Source organism: Sphingobium sp. OAS761 (genome assembly GCF_024168485.1).
Classification (GTDB): Bacteria; Pseudomonadota; Alphaproteobacteria; order Sphingomonadales; family Sphingomonadaceae; genus Sphingobium.
In genome coordinates, this window is sequence record NZ_JALJVY010000014.1 from 14,420 (window position 1) to 32,828 (window position 18,409).

Below are 18,409 nucleotides of genomic sequence, written 5' to 3' on the forward strand. Positions count from 1 at the left end.
TCGTTTCCCACGGTAAAAGGCCCGCCGCGCAAGGCGGCAGGCCTTTTCAGAGCGTGATGCGCAAGGCGGGAGAAGACAACGGGCCACCTACCGGCTGATCCGGCCGGACGGCGGCGCCGGGCTTATTCTCCATCATCCTCCGCATCGGATCCCGTCATCATCCCTTCCGCAACCTCCTCGGTCTTTCCGCGGATCGCTTTTTCCAGCCGGTCCGCCATTTCGGGATGTTCCTTGAGGTAGGTCTTGGCATTTTCCCGACCCTGCCCGATGCGGATCGAATCGTAGGAAAACCAGGCGCCCGACTTTTCGACGATCCCGGCCTTTACGCCGAGATCCAGAATCTCGCCGATCTTGGAGACTCCTTCGCCATACATGATGTCGAATTCGACCTGCTTGAAAGGCGGGGCGACCTTGTTCTTCACCACTTTCACGCGGGTCGAATTGCCGACAATGTCGTCCCTGTCCTTGATCTGGCCGGTGCGACGGATGTCGAGACGGACGGAGGCGTAGAATTTGAGGGCATTGCCGCCGGTCGTGGTTTCGGGATTGCCATACATGACGCCGATCTTCATGCGCACCTGGTTGATGAAGATCACCATGCATTTGGAACGCGAAATCGAACCGGTCAGCTTGCGCAACGCCTGAGACATGAGGCGCGCCTGAAGGCCGACATGGCTGTCGCCCATCTCGCCCTCGATCTCCGCGCGGGGCACGAGCGCGGCGACCGAGTCCACCACCAGCACGTCGATGGCATTGGAGCGAACGAGCGTGTCGACGATTTCCAGCGCCTGCTCGCCGGTATCTGGCTGGGATACGATCAGTTCGTCGATATCGACGCCGAGCTTCTTCGCATAGGCCGGGTCGAGCGCATGTTCCGCGTCGACGAAGGCCGCCGTCCCGCCTATTTTCTGCGCCTCGGCGATGGCATGAAGCGCAAGTGTGGTCTTGCCCGAGCTTTCCGGGCCATAGATTTCGATGATCCGCCCTTTCGGCAGGCCGCCGATGCCGAGCGCGATGTCGAGGCCAAGCGACCCCGTCGAGATCGCCTCGATCTCCATCTTCTCGCGACTGCCGAGCTTCATCGCCGAACCCTTGCCAAAGGCGCGATCAATCTGGGCGAGCGCCGCCTCCAATGCTTTTTGTCTGTCCATGGTTCCCGTCTTCTTGGAATCGATAAGTTGGAGCATTGCGGTCATCGGTCTATCCCCTGTCAAGCGGATCGCGTCGATTCCCCGGCGCGTGCCGACCATGTATCCTGTTTGTTCTCGTGGAACAAGAGGGGAACGGAATTTTCCTATTCTTTATTTCGCACGCGCCCGCATCGCGGCCAACGCGCCGGCGCCGCCGCTGTCAGGCGCCCAGGACCTTGCCGAGTGCGCGCTCGACCGATCCGATGGTGAAGGGCTTGGCCAGAGTGGGGTGGCTCGCATAGTCGGCGGGCACGTCATCGGCCATGCCGCCCGTCGCGAAAATGAAGGGAATGTTGCGTTCCATCAGCAGGTCGGCGACTGGCCAGCTTTTTTCGCCCTGAAGGTTGCAATCGAGCAATGCGGCGTCGAAGCCTCCCTGCCGGGCGTGATCGCATGCTTCATCCACGCTGGCGACGACGGCATGCAGACGATAGCCCAGCGCGTCGAGATAATCCTCCAACATCATGCCGATCATCGCCTCATCCTCGACGATCAGGATGGATTTCGCGTCAGACATGCCCGGATTCCTTAAAGTTCGGTCGACTCGCTAGCTGATCGGCGTCCGATTGCCCAGAGCGTTCAGATTGATTCAGCGCAACCTCACTCCACCATTGGTCGCATCGCCAGGGCGTCTCGTGCGGCTTCTGCCAGCTGGTTGACGGAAAAGGGCTTGGGCAGGAAGGCGACGTTGGCAATGTCGATGGACTTGCGCAACTGTTCCTCGGCATAGCCCGACATGAAAAGGACCGGCAGGTCGGGATGGCTGTGCCGTGCCCGCGCGACCATCGCGGGACCGTCCATATTGGGCATGACGACATCGGAAATGAGCAGGTCAATTGCCTCGCCGCTGGCCAGCACCTCCAGCCCCTGCTCGCCGTCATTGGCGGTCAGCACCTTATATCCCTGCCGGGTGAGCGCACGTTCGGCCACCGCCCGCACCATGTCCTCGTCCTCGACCAGCAGCACGGTGCCGGTGCCCCAGGTTTCCGACCTTTGCACCGGCGCCTTGGCCGGCACCGGCAGTTCCACGTCGGCGCCCTTATATACAGGCAGGTAGATGACGAAGCTGGCACCCCGGCCCAGTTCGGACTCGGCGAAGATGTAGCCGCCCGACTGCTTGACGATACCGTATACGGTGGACAGGCCCAGGCCCGTTCCCTTGCCCAGTTCCTTAGTGGTGAAGAAGGGCTCGAAGATCTTGGCCAATATGTCGGGCGGAATGCCGAGCCCCGTGTCGGACACGCGCAAGGCGGTATAGTCGCCGGTCGGCATGATCTGCTGGCGCATTTCCCGTACTTTCGCGGCGGCAACGCCATAGGTCTGGATATTGAGCGTGCCGCCTTCGGGCATGGCGTCGCGGGCATTGACGGCAAGGTTGACGATCACCTGTTCCAGCTGACCCGGGTCGGCGCGCACGGCGCCCAGATTGCGGCCATGGCTGACCTCCAGCCGGACGTTTTCGCCCAGTAGCCGCTTCAGTAGGTTCGACACGTCCGATACGATGTCGGGCAACTGCAAAATCTGCGGCCGCAGCGTCTGCTGGCGGGAAAAGGCGAGAAGTTGCCGCGTCAGGCCGGCCGCGCGATTGCTGTTCGACTTGACCTGCTGGATGTCGTCATAATCGCTGTCGCCGGGCGTGTGTCGCATCAGCATCAGGTCGCAATGGCCGATGATCGCGGTCAGGATATTGTTGAAATCATGGGCTACGCCACCTGCGAGCTGGCCGATCGCCTGCATCTTGGTCGCCTGCGCGACCTGGCGCTTGAGGCGCGATTCCTCGCTGTTGTCCTTGAGGCTGAGCAAGACGGCCGCCTCGCCCAGGCCACGCACGCCCGCAAGGCTGAGCGCGATCGGATCGTCGGGTTGGTTGCGCAGCCGCACGGCGATGTCGCCCGACATTTGCGGCCCGACCGCGAAACGGCGCACGGCGTCGGCGACCGCGGCCTGGTCCTCCCGCACCACAAGGTCGCCGGGATAGCTGGGCCGTCCCCCAGCGCTGACGCCGGCTGCTCGCGCAAACGCCTTGTTGAGGAAGAGGACGCGCCCGTCGCGGTCCGCCATAGCCAGGCCGAAGGGCAGCAGCGAAAGCAACGTTTCTATATAGGAAAGCGCAGATGTACCGCCGCCACCCGCCGGCTCGTCGATCAGGAGCAGGAGCATCGGACCATCCTGCGCCGGTGCGGTCCCGTTTCCCGGCTGGCTCGCGCGGCGCAGCGGCACCTGAAGCAGGCGCAGCGGCAGGCCGCCGCCTTCCTCGCGCGCCAGGAACAGTCGCCCCTTGTCGTCCACGCGCATATGCGCGGCGAAATCCCGACCGGTGATATTGGCGTCGACCCGGCCCGCCGCCCGTAGCAGGAAGGCGCCATTGGCCGCACGAACACGCCCTTCCCCGCCGATCAGCACCGCCATTATGCCTGCTTCGCCCATCTGCCGTCCGGCTTCGCCCACCAGGAGGCGCTGGACATCCTCAATGGCGCTGGGCTGGCGCACCGGGGTGAAGCGCCAGAGGAGATAATCCTCCGACCGGCCGGTGCGGCTGACATCGACATCCAGACGCAGCGCGCCCTGCGGCACCCCTTCCACCCGCCCGTCGCCGTCGCGCCAGGCGGCACGCGCTGCGGCCGCCAGGCTGTCGGTCAGGGCAGCGTCGGAGGTCAGCGACGGCGGCGCGGGATAACCGGCGAACCATTCGCCGAACTGGTCGCTGGCGCACACCAGCCGACCGGCCCGATCGGTGACCGCGATCGCCATCTTCGAAGCATCGGCGGCATCGCGGGCGATGGTCCAGTCCGGCGTCGCTTCCATGTCGGCGGTCTGGTCGGAATAAAGCCGGCGATACCAGCTCATCAGCGCGGCGATGACCAGCAATCCGGCGCCGAAACCCGCCGCCAGCGGCAGGCTGTCCGCCGCGTAGAAGACTAGGCCGGCCGACATTAGCGCCGCGCCAAGGAGCAATGGAAGGGCGAGACGAGAAGGTGGCTGCGCCAGCCACATTTCCTCTTCTCTTTTCAGCCGCGTCGCCATGACCGGCCTTCCCCCTGCTTCGACAATGGTTCCAGTCGTCCCGGCCTCAGACGGGAGCGACCTCCTCCAATGCGCTGTTTTCGCTGGGCTTGCCAATCCTCAATTTGCGCTGCCGCCATTTCCGGCCCATGCGGCGGCGCCAGAACTGGTCGGCGATGACATAGCCCACAATCGCACTGGCGCAGGAAATGAGAAAGAGGCCCAACAACATGGCCGGCGCAGCCTCGGACAGAAGCCAGGCCGTCCACTGGCTGATCGAGGCATGGCCGTCGACCAGTGCCATGAAGCCGCTGGCATCGGCGCTACGGCCCAATATCCAGTTGCCGAGCCATACCGATATCATGAGGATGAGCGGCGTGGTCGCGGGATTGGAGAGGAATGTCATCGCCGCAGCGACGGGGATATTGGCCCTGAACGGCAGCGCTAGCAGGGCCGCGCCGGCGATCTGAACCCCGGGGATGAGCAGGAAGATGCCAACGAACAGGCCCAGTGCCACGCCGCGCGGGACCGATCGGCGCGTGAAGCGCCACAGCGAGGGTTCCAGCACGCGGTGAGCGACCGGCGCGAGCACACGGCTCTGTTCCAACGATTCGCGGGTCGGGCAATTGGCGTGCCACCAGCGGGTCAAACGACTCATCAGCCGTGCGCCTTCATGATGCGCTGCTGGTCGCGCTTCCAGTCACGTTCCTTGATCGTCTCGCGCTTGTCGTGCGTCTTCTTGCCCTTGGCAAGCGCCAGTTCCACCTTGGCCCGGCCGCGTCCGTTGAAATAGATGGACAAGGGGACAAGCGTCATCCCCTTGCGCTCGACCGCGCCGTGCATCCGGGCGATCTCGCGCTCGTGGAGCAGCAGCTTGCGGGGGCGCTTGGGTTCGTGGTTGAAGCGATTGCCATGGCTGAATTCGGGGATGTTGCTGTTGACCAGCCACACCTGGTTGCCCTTCACCTCGGCATAGCTTTCAGCGATATTGCCTTCGCCAAAGCGCAGCGACTTCACTTCCGTGCCTTGCAGCGCGATACCGGCCTCGAACACATCCTCCAGGAAATATTCGAATTTTGCGCGCCGGTTTTCGGCGACGATCTTCTTCTTGTCGAAAGTTTCGGGACGGGGGCGGGCCATGATGCAGTAACTACTCTATTCTCTATATATAGGGCCTCGGCCGTCTCATACCAGACCGGCGATCTCCAGCGCGCGATCCACCGCCGCGCGGCTCGATTCCGATGGCCAGGTGATCGGCAGGCGCACGCCGCCGGGCATGTCGGGCCGCACACGGGTAAGAGCATATTTGACAGGCCCCGGTGAAGAATCGCTGAACAGCGCGTCGTGCAACGGATAAAGACGGTCCTGAAGCGCGAGCGCGCCGTGCCAGTCGCCGGCCGCCGTCGCGTTCTGGAAATCGGCGCACAGGCGCGGGGCGACATTGGCGGTCACGCTGATGCACCCCTGCCCGCCCATCGCGTTGAATCCCAGAGCCGTCTCGTCATTGCCCGAAAGCTGGCAGAAGTCGGCGCGGCAGGCCAAACGTTGCGCGGTGACCCGCCCCAGATTTCCGGTGGCGTCCTTTATGCCGACGACGGACTGATATTCCTCGGACAGGCGATGGATCACCGGCACGCCGATGTCGGTGATAGTCCGGCTGGGTACGTTGTACAGGATGATCGGCAGGTCGCACCGCTCTGCCAGATAGGCGAAATGCCGATAGACGCCGTCCTGGTTGGGCTTGTTGTAATAGGGCGCGACAACCAGCGCGGCGTCGGCGCCGGCGGCCTGCGCGGCATACATATGTTCCAGCGCGATTCGCGTGTCGTTCGATCCGCAGCCGGCGATCACCGGCACCCGACCGGCTGCCTGATCGACGCAGATGGCGATGACGCGATTATGTTCCTCGACCGTCATGGTCGCGCTTTCGCCGGTCGTGCCGCAGGGCACGAGCGCAGTCGATCCTTCGGCGATCTGCCAGTCGACGAAAGCGCGAAAGGCTGCCTCGTCGATCGTCCCGTCGCGGAACGGGGTGACCAGAGCCGGAATCGAGCCCGAAAACATGATGAAACTCCTTCAAATCTCCGGGCTACCGGGGCATGATGCGACAAGCGGCGCGCTATAGCGCGTCATTCAGGGCCTGATAAGGATGCAAATGCGATTATGTCCAGCATGCGCGCCTCCCCTCATGTTGAAAGTTATCTGATCCGAATGCCCGTTATTGCCTTGTTGCTCATGACCGCCGGGGCCAGCGCCCAGACGGAAGGCCAGCCAAGCTATCCGCCCGGTGCGGTGGTACAGCCCGTCCCGTCCGAATATGGCACCACGTCGCCCGCCAGCACTCAGGGCCAGTGGCAACAGGTGCAGCAGCGAATCGGCCAGCCGAGCGATGGGACCATCGCAGGCACGATCAGCCAGTGGCGCGCCTTGCAGCAAAGCGACGGCCTGGGCTTTTCGACCTATGCCAGCTTCATCATGGCCAATCCCGGCTGGCCAGGCGAGGACCGGATGCGCCGGCTGGCGGAAACGGGAATCAATCCCGACAGCTATTCGCCCCAGCAGGTCGTCGCCTTCTTTTCCCGATATCCTGCGCGCACGGCGGTGGGCAACGCCCGCAACGCGGTCGCCCTGATGCAGCTCGGCCGCATGGACGAGGCACGCGTGGCGGCGCGCGACGCGTGGATCGGCGGTTCGTTGCAACCCAGCGATGAAGCACGACTGCTGTCCCTGTTCGGGTCGGGCTTCACCGCCGCCGACCATGACCGTCGCGCGGATGCGTTGCTGTGGGCGAACGATACTGCCGGTGCGACACGGATGCTCGCCTATCTCAGCCCCGCGCGCCGCCCTATCTATGAGGCGCGCATCGCATTCCAACGCCGTGCTCCAGAGGCTGCTTCGTTGATGCAGGCGGCGGAAAATGGGGGCGTGACCGATGCGGGCTACGTCGCCGACAAGGCGATGTGGCTGCGCAACAGCGGCAATTCGGTCGCGGCGCGGCAATATCTGGCGAACCGGCCCGCGGTGACGTACCGGCCGAGCGATGCCGAGGAATTCTACGAGGCGCTGCTGACCAACGCCCGCGCGGCGGCGAACGACAGCCAATGGAGCTTCGCCTGGGGCATCGCCAGCAAGATCGACGACGCGGTCGCTCCCGGCTCCGACGTCAGCGACCAGCCGATCGGCGTGCGCGACGATTATACCAGCCTGGCCTGGCTGGCGGGCACGACCGCCTTCTACAATCTGAACCGGCCGTCCGACGCGGTGGGCATGTTCCGTCGCTATGCCGACGCGGCGAAATCGCCGCAGACCCGGTCGAAGGGCTATTATTGGGCGGGCCGCGCCGCCCTGTCCGCCGGTGATGCGGCGAGTGCCAGCAACTATTTCGGGCAGGCGGCGGTCTTCCCCGATCAGTTTTACGGCCAGTTGGCGCTCGAACGTCTGGGCCGCCCGGTTCCTGCCCCCGCCACGGTCGAACGGCCGGTGCCGATTTCCGCGTCGGAACGCGCCGCCTTTGGCAACCGGTCGGTGGTGCGGGCCGTCAAGGCGCTGGGGCAGATGGGATATTGGGAGGATCAGAGCAAATTCGCCCGGGCCATCGCCAATAACGCCGACACCGACACGGATCATTTCCTCGCGGCCGAACTGGCACAGCAGATCGGTCGCCCCGACATGGGCGTGATGGTCGGCCGCCGCGCGGTGTCCAGCGGCCTGACCGGCTATGGCGAAAGCGCCTTTCCCCGCGTTCCCGTACCGAGCGGCGCGCAATATAACTGGACCATGGTTCATGCCATCGCGAGGCAGGAAAGCCAGTTCGACAAGCAGATCGTCAGCCATGCCGGCGCACGCGGGCTGATGCAGTTGATGCCCGGAACCGCCCGCGAGCAGGCCGGCAAGCTGGGCATGGGCTACAACCCCGCCTCGTTGAACGATCCCAGCTACAACATCATGCTGGGCTCGGGCTATTTCCAGCGAATGCTCGATTATTACGGCGGCAGCTACCCGCTGGCCGTCGCGGCCTATAATGCGGGGCCGGGTAACGTGAACAAATGGATTCGCGCCAATGGCGACCCGCGCCTACCCGGCGCGGACATGCTGCGCTGGATCGAGGAGATCCCGATCTACGAAACGAAAAATTACGTCCAGCGCGTTTTGGAAAATGCAGTGGTCTATGAGGCGATGAACCCGGAGCGGGCCAAATTCCGGGGATCGGGCGCGGTGCTTAGCCGCTATCTGGGGAAACAGACGCCGGGCTGATTTTTACGGCACGGGCAATTTGCGCGACCGGCGCCGCCAGGGATAAGGGATGGTGATGGCTGCCCCTTATCCCAATTATATCACGCCCGACGGCTTCGCGAAGCTGCGTGCCGACTATGACTATCTGCTAGGGGTGGAGCGCCCGAAGATCGTCGAGGTCGTGAGTTGGGCTGCTGGCAATGGCGACCGCAGCGAAAATGGCGACTATCTCTACGGTCGCAAGCGGATGCGCGAAATCGACGGGCAGTTGAAGCGCCTGTCGAAGAAGATGAAGGATGCCAGGGTGGTCGATCCCCGGCAGCAGCCCGACAAGAGCCGGGTCTATTTCGGCGCGACGGTCACCATCGCGGACGAGGACGACAATCACCGTGTTGTGACGATCGTCGGCAATGACGAGACCGATGTCGATGTCGGCCGGATCGGATGGGGATCGCCGATCGCCCGCGCTTTGCGCGGCGCCGCCGTCGGCGATTTGCGCCGGGTCATGTTGCCGGCGGGCGAGCGGGAATATGAGGTGATGGCAATCGCCTATCCCGTCTGAACCGCCGCCGCCAGCCAGGCCCGGAAATCCGCCATGGCCGGACTGTCGGCGCGGGACATCAGACGCGTGAGCCAGTAGCCGCCGAGGTCGATCATGGTCGCGAAAGGCTGGATCAGACGGCCCGCTTGCAGATCCGCGGCGAACAGCGCTGGCGGTGCCAGTGCCACCCCATGCCCCCTCAGCGCCGCCTGCACCATCAGCACTGAGCTGTCGAACACCGGCCCACGCAGCGGCGGACAGGCCGCACCCTTTGCCGCGAACCATTGCGGCCATTCGTCCGCCCGATAGGATCGCAGCAGCGTTTCGTGCGCAAGCGCCGCGGGATCGGTCAGACGCACCGCCAGGTCGGGCGAACAGAGCGGAGAAAGCGGCGCGCGCAGGATCGGTTCCGCATGGGTGCCATGCCAGGCGCCGTCACCGAAGCGGATGGCAAGATCCAGCCCCTCCCCGGCCAGGTCCACGCGGTTGTTGTTGGTGAACAGGCGCAGGTCGACATGTGGGCAGGTCCGCCCGAAATCCTCCAGCTTCGGCAGGAGCCATCCGCCCGCGAACGTTCCGACCGCGCCCAGATTGAGCACCTCGCGCGGGCGGCCGCCCTCTATCCGGCCGAGCGTCGCACCGATCCGGTCGAGCGCGTCCCCCATCACCGGCAGCAGAGCGCGACCTTCGTCGGTCAGCATCAGGCCGCGCGGCAGGCGGCGGAAGAGGGATATGCCGAGCCGCGCTTCCAGTTGGGCGACCTGCTGGCTGACAGCGCCCTGGCTGACGCACAGTTCGATGGCAGCGCGCGTGAAATTCAGATGGCGCGCCGCGGCTTCGAAAGCGCGCAAGGCATTCAGAGGCAGCTGGGCGCGATCCATCGTCGCCAAGCCATAAGTTTTCCTGATGCCTCTGTCGAGAAATGATGCTTTGCGAGGCCGCGCTAAACGCTCCAATTTCGGTTTTTTAGTGTAAACGGGAGACAATCGATGCGTGGACCTTGGATCATCGCCATTAGCATGGCTGGGCTTTTATCCGCCGGGGCCGACGCGCCCGACGACCCCCTGCTCCGCCCCGTCGCACCCGACCATGCGCGCCAGTGGCTGACACCGCAGGAGCCGGTCCGCCTGTTCGGTTCAACTTACCTTGTCGGATTCGGCGGCCTGAATGTCGCGCTCATCAGGACCAGCGACGGGCTGATCCTGATCGACGGTGCGGTGCCGCAGGCGGTGCACGACATAGAGGCCAATATCGCCCGGCTGGGCTATTCCATCCGCGACGTGCGGTTGATCCTGAGCACCGAACCCCATTATGATCATGCCGGTGGCATCGCCGCGCTGGCACGCGACAGCGGCGCAACGACGGTTGCAGGTGCAGCGGCCGCACCCGTGCTGCGGGACGGCGGTGGCGATCCCGACGATCCCCAGGCAGCGTGGCTGGCCCGCTTCCCCGGCGTGACGAACGTGCGTGCGGCGCGGGACGGCGAACGCATCCGACTGGGCGATACCGTCATCACTGCGCACGCCACGCCTGGGCATACGCTGGGCAGCATGAGCTGGAGCTGGACGCAATGTGAGGGAAGGTCTTGCAAGAGGATTGTTTTTGCCTCCAGCCTAAACCCGATCGCGGCCGATGGCTGGCACTTCGGCGATCCGACGCATCGGCGCTTCGTCCAGGCGTTTCGCGGAACATTTGCCAAAGTCCAGGCGATGGGCTGCGATATGTTGATCACGTCCCACCCGGCATCGGGTGACGGGGACAAGCTGGCGCGGCTGGCGCTCGCTAGGGAGCCCCATCCGTTCGCCCGTGCCGATGCCTGCCGCGCCTATGCCGACGACGCACGGATCGCGCTCGACAAGAGGTTGGCGCAGGGCCTGTAAGGCCCGGCCCTATTCGTGCGGGCGCAACGCGCGGTTGAGGGAGTCGAGGACGTGGGCGATAGGTTCGGTGACCGTCACGCTGCGCCCTTCGCCAAAGCGGATGCGCGTGCCGTCGGCGACAGACGAAACGAACGTGACCTGCATGGGATTGATGGCGGTTTCGGTGCGGTCGGTACCGACGAACATGACGAGCATGGCGTGCCTCTCCTTCTTTATGGGACACGCACAGTAGCGCGTTTCGCGCCGTGCGCCAGTGGCATAGATCAGGTCAGGCGGCCCGGATCGCAGCGATGAAGCCGCCAGCGCGCGCCTCCAGCCGGTGGGCGTCGTCCGCAAGCCGCCCGGCCACGTCGCGCATCAGCCGCGCGGCGCGCGCGCGGCCGTGTGCATTGTCGCTGATCTGGCGCGCGCCGGTGCGGATATGATCGCTCGACGTCCCCGCTTCTGCGACGCTTTCAGTCAGCGTCCGGCTAAAATCGCCCTGTCGCGCGACCGCTTCAAACACGGCGGCGGACAGGCGGTCAGCACGTGTCATGGTCGCATCCATATGGGCATGGCCCGCCGCCACTTCGCCGATGGCACCGCGAAAATGTTCGATCCGGCCCGAAATCTGCGCCGCGGCGTCGCGCGTCTGCGTCGCCAGTGACTGCACCTCTCGGGCGACGACGGCGAAGCCTTCGCCCGCAGCGCCGGCCCGTGACGCCTCGATACTGGCATTGAGCGCCAACATGCTTGTCGCCCGCGCGATGCTGTCGATGAGCGCGACGACCGCGCCGATATCGTCGGCTTCCCTGGCCAGAGCATCGCTGCGCGCTGCGCCAGCCCGGCTGCGCGCGACCGCTTCGCGAATGGCGTCGCCCGCATCGCGAACTTCGGTTTCCATCGACGCGAACAATTGACCCAGTTCCGCGCCGCCAGCGGCGATGCTCGTCAGGCGGTCGGCGGTCTGCGTGGCCGCAACCGCCATCGCCGCGGCATCGGCATCGTCGAGCGCCACGCGCTCGGTGGCATCGACCGCCAGCGTCGCCAACTCGTCCGCCATGGCCACAAGGTCCGCGATCAGCCGGGCGACGTCGCCCCGGAAATCGGCGCTTTCCTGCGATATGCGCCCAAGCCGCTCGGCGCGCGCCAGCGCCACGCGCGCATCGCGCTCTGCAGTGAGGCGCAGCAGCAGCGGACCGCTCAGCACTCCGGCAAACACCCCGCCGTCGGTGACGATCAACCCTTCGCATCCGTCGCCCTGCGCGGCATAGAGATCAACCAGCGCCTCGATGTCGCTGGCCTGGTCGGCGCTGGCGCAGGGCCGCACATGGTCGTCCAGCCGCCCGCCGAAGCTGGGGTTGCGCAACAGCGCATGGCCGAAGGGGTTGAACAGGATGCGCCGCATGTCGCCTTCATAGATGGCGCCGGCCGGACGCCCCTGGCCATCGAGCACCGGCAGCAGCCGCAGCGCCGGATCGCGCTGGAAATGGTCGACCGCCTCGCTCAGCGGGCGGCCCAGCCGAATCGACGGCGCATCGACCGCGACATGCCGGGCGGCGGGCGAGGACGAGGGCGAGGGCGAGGGCGCCGTCTGGGGCGAGGCGAAAGGGAGCACAGCGGCGTTCATGTGCTACCCGATAGGCAAAACCGGTAAACAGGGGGTTATGTGAGCGTTACAATTTTGTGACAAGGTGCTGTTTTTCAACTATTTTCTTGACAGTCAGGGGTGTAGCCGAATGCTTCGCGTGCCAGTTTCACGACCGCCGGATCAGCGTCCGGAAAATCCATCGGCACCAATTTTTCCAGCCGGTCGGCAACATAGGTAAGGGCGGCGATGCGTCCCGCCTTGCGATGATTATTGTCGATCACATGCCAGGAAGCCGCGTCGGTGTCCGTCTTCTTGAACATGGCGTGCATGGCATCCAGATAGTCGGCGCGCCGTGCCCGGTTGCGATAATCGTCCGCCCCCGTCTTCCATCGCTTCCACGGCGTGTCGAGCCGCTGGGCGAGTTGTTCGTCCTGCGTGGACTGGGTAATGTGGACGAACAGCTTGACGATGTTGGTGCCCGCGTCGACCTGCTGGCGCTCAAATGCGTTGATTTCGTCATAGGCCCGCTTCCAGTCGGCCTTGCTGCAAAAGCCTTCGACCCGCTCGACCAGTACCCGGCCGTACCAGCTGCGGTCGAAGATCGCGATGTTGCGGCCCGCAGGCAACCGGGTCCAGAACCGCCACAGGAAATGATGGTCGCGCTCCACATCGGTCGGCGCGGCAACGGGATGGACCTGATAGTAGCGCGGGTCCCAGTCGGCGGTCATCCGCTTGATGATGCCGCCCTTGCCCGCGGCGTCCCACCCTTCCAGCAGGATGACGCTACGCCGGTTGTGGATGATGTGGGCGACCTGGACCTTGGCCAGCCGTTCCTGCAGCGCGGCCAGATCGGCGTCATAATCGCCCTTGTATTTCTTGCCTTTTTCATAGTCGGACAGGTCGATGGTCATGGCACCATCCTTTCCCCTCTCCTGCCAATGGTCAAGGGGCCAGTATGACGTCGGTATCGATCACGCGCATATCCTGCATCATGTCAAGATACGCCTGAAGATAGAATTTGTGCGATGCGCCCACGATCACGAGCGTGCGCGCACCCGGCACCCGCGCGACCGCGTCCCGGATATTGGCGGCCATGCGCAGGTTGCGCGTTTCCCAATAGCCCAGATAACGGCGACCGAACTGCTGCGGCGAAGCCTCCCGCGCCGCCGCGCCGAAATCGCTTTCATAAATGAGACGGGCCTGGTCCGGCGCATTATAGACGCGATAGGCGGACAAAACGCCGCCTGACTGCCCAAGCTGCGCGACGAGCGCCTGTTCGTCAGCCTTGCGCCGCGCAGTATCCGGATTGTCCCACGCCGCCATGATCGCCGCGCCATAGGCCTCTTCATCCGGGACCGGCGCGTCCGCGCTATGATCATCCATCGGTACGACCCGCTCCAGCCCCAACCGGGCTGCCAGCGGCGCGGCGATCAGGGTCGTTTCGTTGCGACGGTTGCGAAGTTTTTCCAGTCGCGCGACGAGCGTCGCATCCAGCGCATCGCCTTGATGCCGCTCCGCCCATGGGAGACGCAGCCATTGCACCAGCGCAGAATCCTGCTCGCCGCCCGCCAGGAACAGTGCGGCAAGGTGTCGTCGCTGAGACGGTGAGGGATCGGCGGGCCAGATGGCCAGCAGCTTTTCCGCCTCCGCATTGGCAGCGCCCACGTCGAGCCCGGTGGCCGCGCGCGCGGGTGCGGGATCCCAGCAATAATCCTTTACCGAATCCGCATAGCGTGCGGGATAGCGGCGCAGGGCATCGCATTGCAGCCCGGAAAGGGATTCGACTGCGATGATCGCCGGCTTCCACGCCGCCAGCCGATCTATCAGCGGAGCGAGCGACGACGGGTCGAAATCATCAGGCCAGCCTGACAGGTGCGCCGTACCGAGCACCATGATCGCATTGGGCCGCCCCCGTATATCGTCCTTCAGCGCGCGGGGGTCGAATCCCGGGCCGGAAGCCTGCACCATCGTCGTCGCCATGCCTGCCATCGCAGCAGCCATCATCATCGCCCGGAACCGCATCATCCTCTCCCTTGGCACTGTGTATTATATCAATAATACAGCAGGGCAAAAAGAAAAGACCCCGATTGGAAGAGCAGGGCCTTTCGTGCGGGCGGCGGGGCGATTAAGCCTTCGCCTGAGGCTCCACCACGCGGATGTGCAGTTCGCGCAACTGCTTCAATTCCGCCGCACTGGGCGCGGCCATCAGCAGATCCTCGGCGCGCTGGTTCATCGGGAACAGGGTGATCTCGCGCAGATTCTGCGCGCCGCACAGCAACATGACGATGCGGTCGACGCCTGCAGCCATGCCGCCATGGGGCGGCGCGCCGTACTGGAAGGCGCGATAGAGGCCGCCGAAGCGGTCCTCCACATCCTGCTGGCTCAGGCCCACCAGTTCGAACGCCTTTACCATGGCTTCGGGCGACTGGTTACGGATCGAACCCGACGCGATCTCATATCCGTTGCAGACCATGTCATATTGGTACGCTTTGAGCGTCAAAGGGTCCTGTGTATTGAGCGCCTCCAGCCCCCCCTGCGGCATCGAGAAGGGGTTGTGGGCGAAATCGATCTTCTTTTCGTCCTCGTCATATTCGTAGAAGGGGAAATCGACGATCCAGCACAGGTCGAAACGGTCCTTGTCGATCAGGTCGAGCTGCTCGCCCACGCGGATGCGGGCAAGGCCGGCGAGCTTGGCCGCCTGGCTTTCCTTGCCCGCTGCGAAGAACACGCCATCATTGGCACCCAGGCCGAGCGCCGCGATGAGAGCCGCGGTCTTTTCCTCACCGTGGTTCTTGGCGATCGGGCCGCCGGGCACGCCATCCTTGATGTTGATATAGCCAAGGCCCGAATAGCCTTCGCCCCGTGCCCAATTGTTCATCTCGTCGAAGAATTTGCGGCTACCCGCGCCGGCGCCCGGCGCCGGAATGGCTCGGATCACGCTACCGTTTTCCACCAGCGAGGCGAAAATGCCGAAGCCCGAGCCGTGAAAATGCTCCGTCACGTCCTCGATGATGACCGGGTTGCGCAGGTCGGGCTTGTCGCTGCCATATTTCAGCATCGCTTCGGCATGGGGGATGCGCGGAAAGCTGCCCGCCGGGGTCACCGGCCTGCCGTCCGCGAACGCCTCGAAAACCTGGGCGATAACCGGCTCCATCGTGTTCCAGACATCTTCCTGGGTAACGAAGCTCATTTCGAGGTCGAGCTGGTAGAATTCGCCCGGCAGGCGGTCGGCGCGCGGGTCCTCGTCGCGGAAGCAGGGCGCGATCTGGAAATAACGGTCGAAACCGGCGACCATCAGCAACTGCTTATATTGCTGCGGCGCCTGCGGCAGGGCGTAGAATTTACCGGCATGGATGCGGCTGGGCACCAGGAAGTCGCGCGCGCCTTCCGGCGACGAAGCCGTCAGAATAGGCGTCGAATATTCGGTGAAGCCCGCGTCCTCCATGCGACGGCGCATGTCGCGGATGATCTGCGTGCGCTTGACGATGTTGGCGTGCAGAGTCTCGCGGCGCAGGTCCAGGAAGCGGTAGCGCAGGCGGATATCCTCGGGATATTCCTGCTCGCCCGCGACCGGCAGCGGCAGGTCGGCGGCGGCGGAAAGGACCGTGGCATCCAGCGCGCGAATCTCGATCTCGCCGGTCGGCAGGTTGGGGTTGACCGCTTCCTTCGCGCGGGCGACGACCTTCCCGGTGACGGTGACGACGCTTTCCGCGCGCAGCCCCTCGATCACCTGGAACACCGGGCCGTCCACTTCGGTCACGATCTGGACCATGCCATAATGATCGCGCAGGTCGATGAAGACCAGGTCGCCATGATCGCGCTTGCGATGCACCCAACCCGACACGCGGACCTCGTTACCGACTTCGGCCGTGGTCAGGGCGCCGCAGGTGTGAGTGCGATAGGCGTGCATGGCGTTTTGATCTTTCAGAACTGTTTTACGGAAATGACAAATTGTTGCAGCCCGGCTATGGGCTCAATGTCGAACATCGACGAGCCCGCCAAGGAAGCGGGCCAGCCCATAATAAGATCGAAGACCATATGCAAATTCATCCGCTGATTACCGAAAACCAGGCACTCGCCGATTTCTGCGCCCGGATCGCCAAATCCCCCTATATCGCCGTCGATACCGAGTTCATGCGGGAAAACAGCTACTGGCCCGACCTCTGCCTGGTACAGGTGGCCGACGATAATGAGGCCGCGGCGATCGATCCCAAGGCACCCGGCCTGGACATGACGCCGCTGCTCGACCTGCTGGTCGATAATGAAGATGTGCTGAAGGTCTTTCACGCCGGCGGTCAGGACATAGAGATCGTCCACAACCTGACCGGCAAGACCCCGCACCCCATGTTCGACACGCAGATCGCGGCCATGGCGCTGGGGCTGGGCGAGCAGATCGGGTACGGCAATCTGGTCGACGCGTGGCTGGGCGTGCAACTCGACAAGGGCGCGCGTTTCACCGACTGGGCGCGCCGCCCGCTCGACAAGCGCCAGATCGACTATGCCATCGGCGACGTGACCTATCTGATCCAGATTTTCCCCAAGATGCTGGAGGAACTAAAGAAGACCGGGCGCGGCGACTGGCTGGATCAGGAAATGGAACGGATCAGCGATCCGGCCAATTACGAAAATGACCCGCAGCAGGCATGGAAACGCGTGCGCATCGCCAGTCGCAAGGCCGACGTGCTGGGCCGCCTGAAAGCGCTTGCTGCCTGGCGCGAGATGGAGGCACGCGACAAAAATCTGCCGCGTGGCCGCATCGTGAAGGACGAGACACTGGCCGACATCGCCAGCCACCCGCCGCGGGTACAGGACGATCTGGGCAAGGTGCGCGGCCTGTCTGCCACATGGAAAAGCAACGACATCGGTGCGAGGCTGATGCACGCGATCAAACAGGCCGAACCGCTGGACCGCGACGAAATGCCCGACCGCGAGCCGCGCCGGCCGGGGCTGGGCAAGGACGGAGCGCTGGTCGCGGACCTGCTGAAATTGCTTCTCAAGATCCGGTCGCGCGACATCGACGTCGCGGCGCGGCTAATCGCGCGCGCTGACGATATCGACGCGCTGGCGGCGGGGGTGCGGGACGGGCTCTCGATATTGGAGGGCTGGCGGTATGAACAATATGGGCGTGACGCGGTTGATCTGGTGGAAGGCCGCATGGCCTTTGCGGTCAAAAATGGCCGACTGAAGATGACCCGCACCGAATAAGGAGACGCATATGCGGACCGGGACACTGGGCATGACCGCCGGGATGATCCTGTCGCTGGGCGCCTGTACCGGCGCGGACGCCGGAGGTCCGGCCACGACGCCCGCCACGGCCGAGGCACCCTGCCACAATGACGGGCTGGATCGATTCATTGGTCAGAAGGCCAGTGCGGAAACAGGCGCGGCCCTGCTGAAAGCGTCGGGCGCGAAAACGCTGCGCTGGGGCGGCCCCGGCATGGCGCTGACCATGGATTTCCGCGCCGACCGGCTGACCGTCGCTTATGACGAACAGATGGTCATCACCGCCGCGCGGTGCGGATAGCGTCGGGGCCCCCGGATGCAAGGCCGCTCGAGTCCGGCATGACAGCGGAGGCCGACCTCGCCATCCGGATGCGCCGGGCCAGCTTCAACCGGGCGTTGGCCGACGCGGACCTAGCAACCATCGAGCGGATCCTGGCGAAGGATGTTGTGCTCATCACCGGAACGGACAGCGCGGTCATCGTCGGGCGAAAGGCGCAACTGCTGGCGTGGCGGCGCGAGTTCGCCGCGGCGGACCGCATCGTCTATGTCCGCACGCCCCGCGATATTCTGGTGTCTCCGATCGAACCCGTCGCGATGGAACAGGGGCATTGGGAAGGTAGGGCGCGGTCGGACGACCGACCAGCCACATCGGGTGATTACAGCGCAAAATGGCGTTTGAATGGAGAGGAATGGCGGCTGGAAGCGGAGATATTCCTCACCCTGGCGTAAACATCGAATTTACCCCGCTCACGGCGCCAGCCGCATATTT

The 18,409-nt window shown here is 64.5% G+C and carries 18 protein-coding genes; 6 read left to right on the plus strand and 12 right to left on the minus strand.

Features of this window, described 5'->3' with window-relative positions; genetic code table 11:
- Positions 1-122 precede the first annotated feature (122 nt).
- From recA to dapA, 6 genes are all read right to left on the minus strand, one after another.
- A complete protein-coding gene (gene recA, locus J3E64_RS17425) occupies positions 123-1,196 on the minus strand; it encodes a recombinase RecA (protein ID WP_301287347.1) in 1,074 nt (357 codons plus the stop codon).
- Positions 1,197-1,350: 154 nt separating this feature from the next.
- On the minus strand, positions 1,351-1,707 hold the full coding sequence (locus J3E64_RS17430) for a response regulator (protein WP_253344317.1): 357 nt from the start codon (positions 1,705-1,707) through the stop codon (positions 1,351-1,353).
- A gap of 83 nt (positions 1,708-1,790) precedes the next feature.
- The gene (locus J3E64_RS17435; RefSeq protein WP_253344318.1) at positions 1,791-4,214 is read right to left on the minus strand and encodes an ATP-binding protein; all 2,424 of its coding nucleotides are present in this window, start codon (positions 4,212-4,214) and stop codon (positions 1,791-1,793) included.
- A gap of 46 nt (positions 4,215-4,260) precedes the next feature.
- Positions 4,261-4,854, minus strand: coding sequence for a DUF2062 domain-containing protein (locus J3E64_RS17440; protein ID WP_253344400.1), 594 nt, complete (start codon positions 4,852-4,854; stop codon positions 4,261-4,263).
- Positions 4,851-5,333 carry an SsrA-binding protein SmpB gene (gene smpB / locus J3E64_RS17445; RefSeq protein ID WP_253344319.1) on the minus strand — a complete coding sequence of 161 codons (483 nt, stop codon included), beginning with the start codon at positions 5,331-5,333 and terminating at the stop codon, positions 4,851-4,853. The genes J3E64_RS17440 and smpB overlap by 4 nt, the downstream gene beginning before the upstream one ends.
- A 45-nt stretch (positions 5,334-5,378) precedes the next feature.
- Positions 5,379-6,257 carry a 4-hydroxy-tetrahydrodipicolinate synthase gene (gene dapA, locus J3E64_RS17450; RefSeq protein WP_253344320.1) on the minus strand — a complete coding sequence of 293 codons (879 nt, stop codon included), beginning with the start codon at positions 6,255-6,257 and terminating at the stop codon, positions 5,379-5,381.
- A 99-nt stretch (positions 6,258-6,356) separates the two neighbouring features.
- On the opposite strand from dapA, the gene J3E64_RS17455 reads away from it, so the two are divergent.
- Both J3E64_RS17455 and greB read left to right on the plus strand, forming a co-directional pair.
- Positions 6,357-8,447 (plus strand): lytic transglycosylase domain-containing protein, encoded by a 2,091-nt coding sequence (locus tag J3E64_RS17455; RefSeq protein WP_253344321.1) that lies wholly within the window; start codon positions 6,357-6,359, stop codon positions 8,445-8,447.
- 55 nt (positions 8,448-8,502) lie between these two features.
- Positions 8,503-8,988 carry a transcription elongation factor GreB gene (gene greB, locus J3E64_RS17460; RefSeq protein ID WP_253344322.1) on the plus strand — a complete coding sequence of 162 codons (486 nt, stop codon included), beginning with the start codon at positions 8,503-8,505 and terminating at the stop codon, positions 8,986-8,988.
- On the opposite strand, the gene J3E64_RS17465 is transcribed toward greB, so the two are convergent.
- Positions 8,976-9,848, minus strand: a complete 873-nt coding sequence (locus tag J3E64_RS17465) for a LysR family transcriptional regulator (protein ID WP_253344323.1) — start codon at positions 9,846-9,848, stop codon at positions 8,976-8,978. The genes greB and J3E64_RS17465 overlap by 13 nt on opposite strands.
- 108 nt (positions 9,849-9,956) lie before the next feature.
- Here J3E64_RS17465 and bla point away from each other — a divergent pair, with 108 nt between their 5' ends.
- Positions 9,957-10,847: a subclass B3 metallo-beta-lactamase gene (gene bla / locus J3E64_RS17470; protein WP_253344324.1), complete on the plus strand. Its 891-nt coding sequence runs from the start codon at positions 9,957-9,959 to the stop codon at positions 10,845-10,847.
- Between the two features lie 9 nt (positions 10,848-10,856).
- Here the strand turns inward: bla and J3E64_RS17475 are convergent, their stop codons facing one another.
- The 5 genes from J3E64_RS17475 to aspS all read right to left on the minus strand — a co-directional run bounded on the left by J3E64_RS17475 (position 10,857) and on the right by aspS (position 16,327).
- The gene (locus tag J3E64_RS17475) at positions 10,857-11,042 is read right to left on the minus strand and encodes a hypothetical protein (RefSeq protein ID WP_253344325.1); all 186 of its coding nucleotides are present in this window, start codon (positions 11,040-11,042) and stop codon (positions 10,857-10,859) included.
- Between the two features lie 73 nt (positions 11,043-11,115).
- Positions 11,116-12,456: a methyl-accepting chemotaxis protein gene (locus J3E64_RS17480; protein WP_253344326.1), complete on the minus strand. Its 1,341-nt coding sequence runs from the start codon at positions 12,454-12,456 to the stop codon at positions 11,116-11,118.
- 74 nt (positions 12,457-12,530) lie between these two features.
- Positions 12,531-13,328, minus strand: coding sequence for a polyphosphate kinase 2 family protein (locus J3E64_RS17485; RefSeq protein ID WP_253344327.1), 798 nt, complete (start codon positions 13,326-13,328; stop codon positions 12,531-12,533).
- 31 nt (positions 13,329-13,359) lie between these two features.
- Positions 13,360-14,442: a DUF5694 domain-containing protein gene (locus J3E64_RS17490; RefSeq protein ID WP_253344328.1), complete on the minus strand. Its 1,083-nt coding sequence runs from the start codon at positions 14,440-14,442 to the stop codon at positions 13,360-13,362.
- A gap of 100 nt (positions 14,443-14,542) precedes the next feature.
- On the minus strand, positions 14,543-16,327 hold the full coding sequence (aspS, locus tag J3E64_RS17495; RefSeq protein WP_253344329.1) for an aspartate--tRNA ligase: 1,785 nt from the start codon (positions 16,325-16,327) through the stop codon (positions 14,543-14,545).
- 128 nt (positions 16,328-16,455) lie between these two features.
- Between aspS and rnd the strand changes: the two genes are divergently transcribed.
- The 3 genes from rnd to J3E64_RS17510 are packed head-to-tail and all read left to right on the plus strand — an operon-like array spanning position 16,456 to position 18,369.
- Positions 16,456-17,622, plus strand: coding sequence for a ribonuclease D (gene rnd, locus J3E64_RS17500; RefSeq protein WP_253344330.1), 1,167 nt, complete (start codon positions 16,456-16,458; stop codon positions 17,620-17,622).
- Between the two features lie 10 nt (positions 17,623-17,632).
- Positions 17,633-17,941 carry an I78 family peptidase inhibitor gene (locus J3E64_RS17505; RefSeq protein ID WP_253344331.1) on the plus strand — a complete coding sequence of 103 codons (309 nt, stop codon included), beginning with the start codon at positions 17,633-17,635 and terminating at the stop codon, positions 17,939-17,941.
- A 38-nt stretch (positions 17,942-17,979) separates the two neighbouring features.
- Complete coding sequence (locus J3E64_RS17510) at positions 17,980-18,369, plus strand: nuclear transport factor 2 family protein (protein WP_253344332.1); 390 nt, start codon at positions 17,980-17,982, stop codon at positions 18,367-18,369.
- Positions 18,370-18,409: the final 40 nt, after the last annotated feature.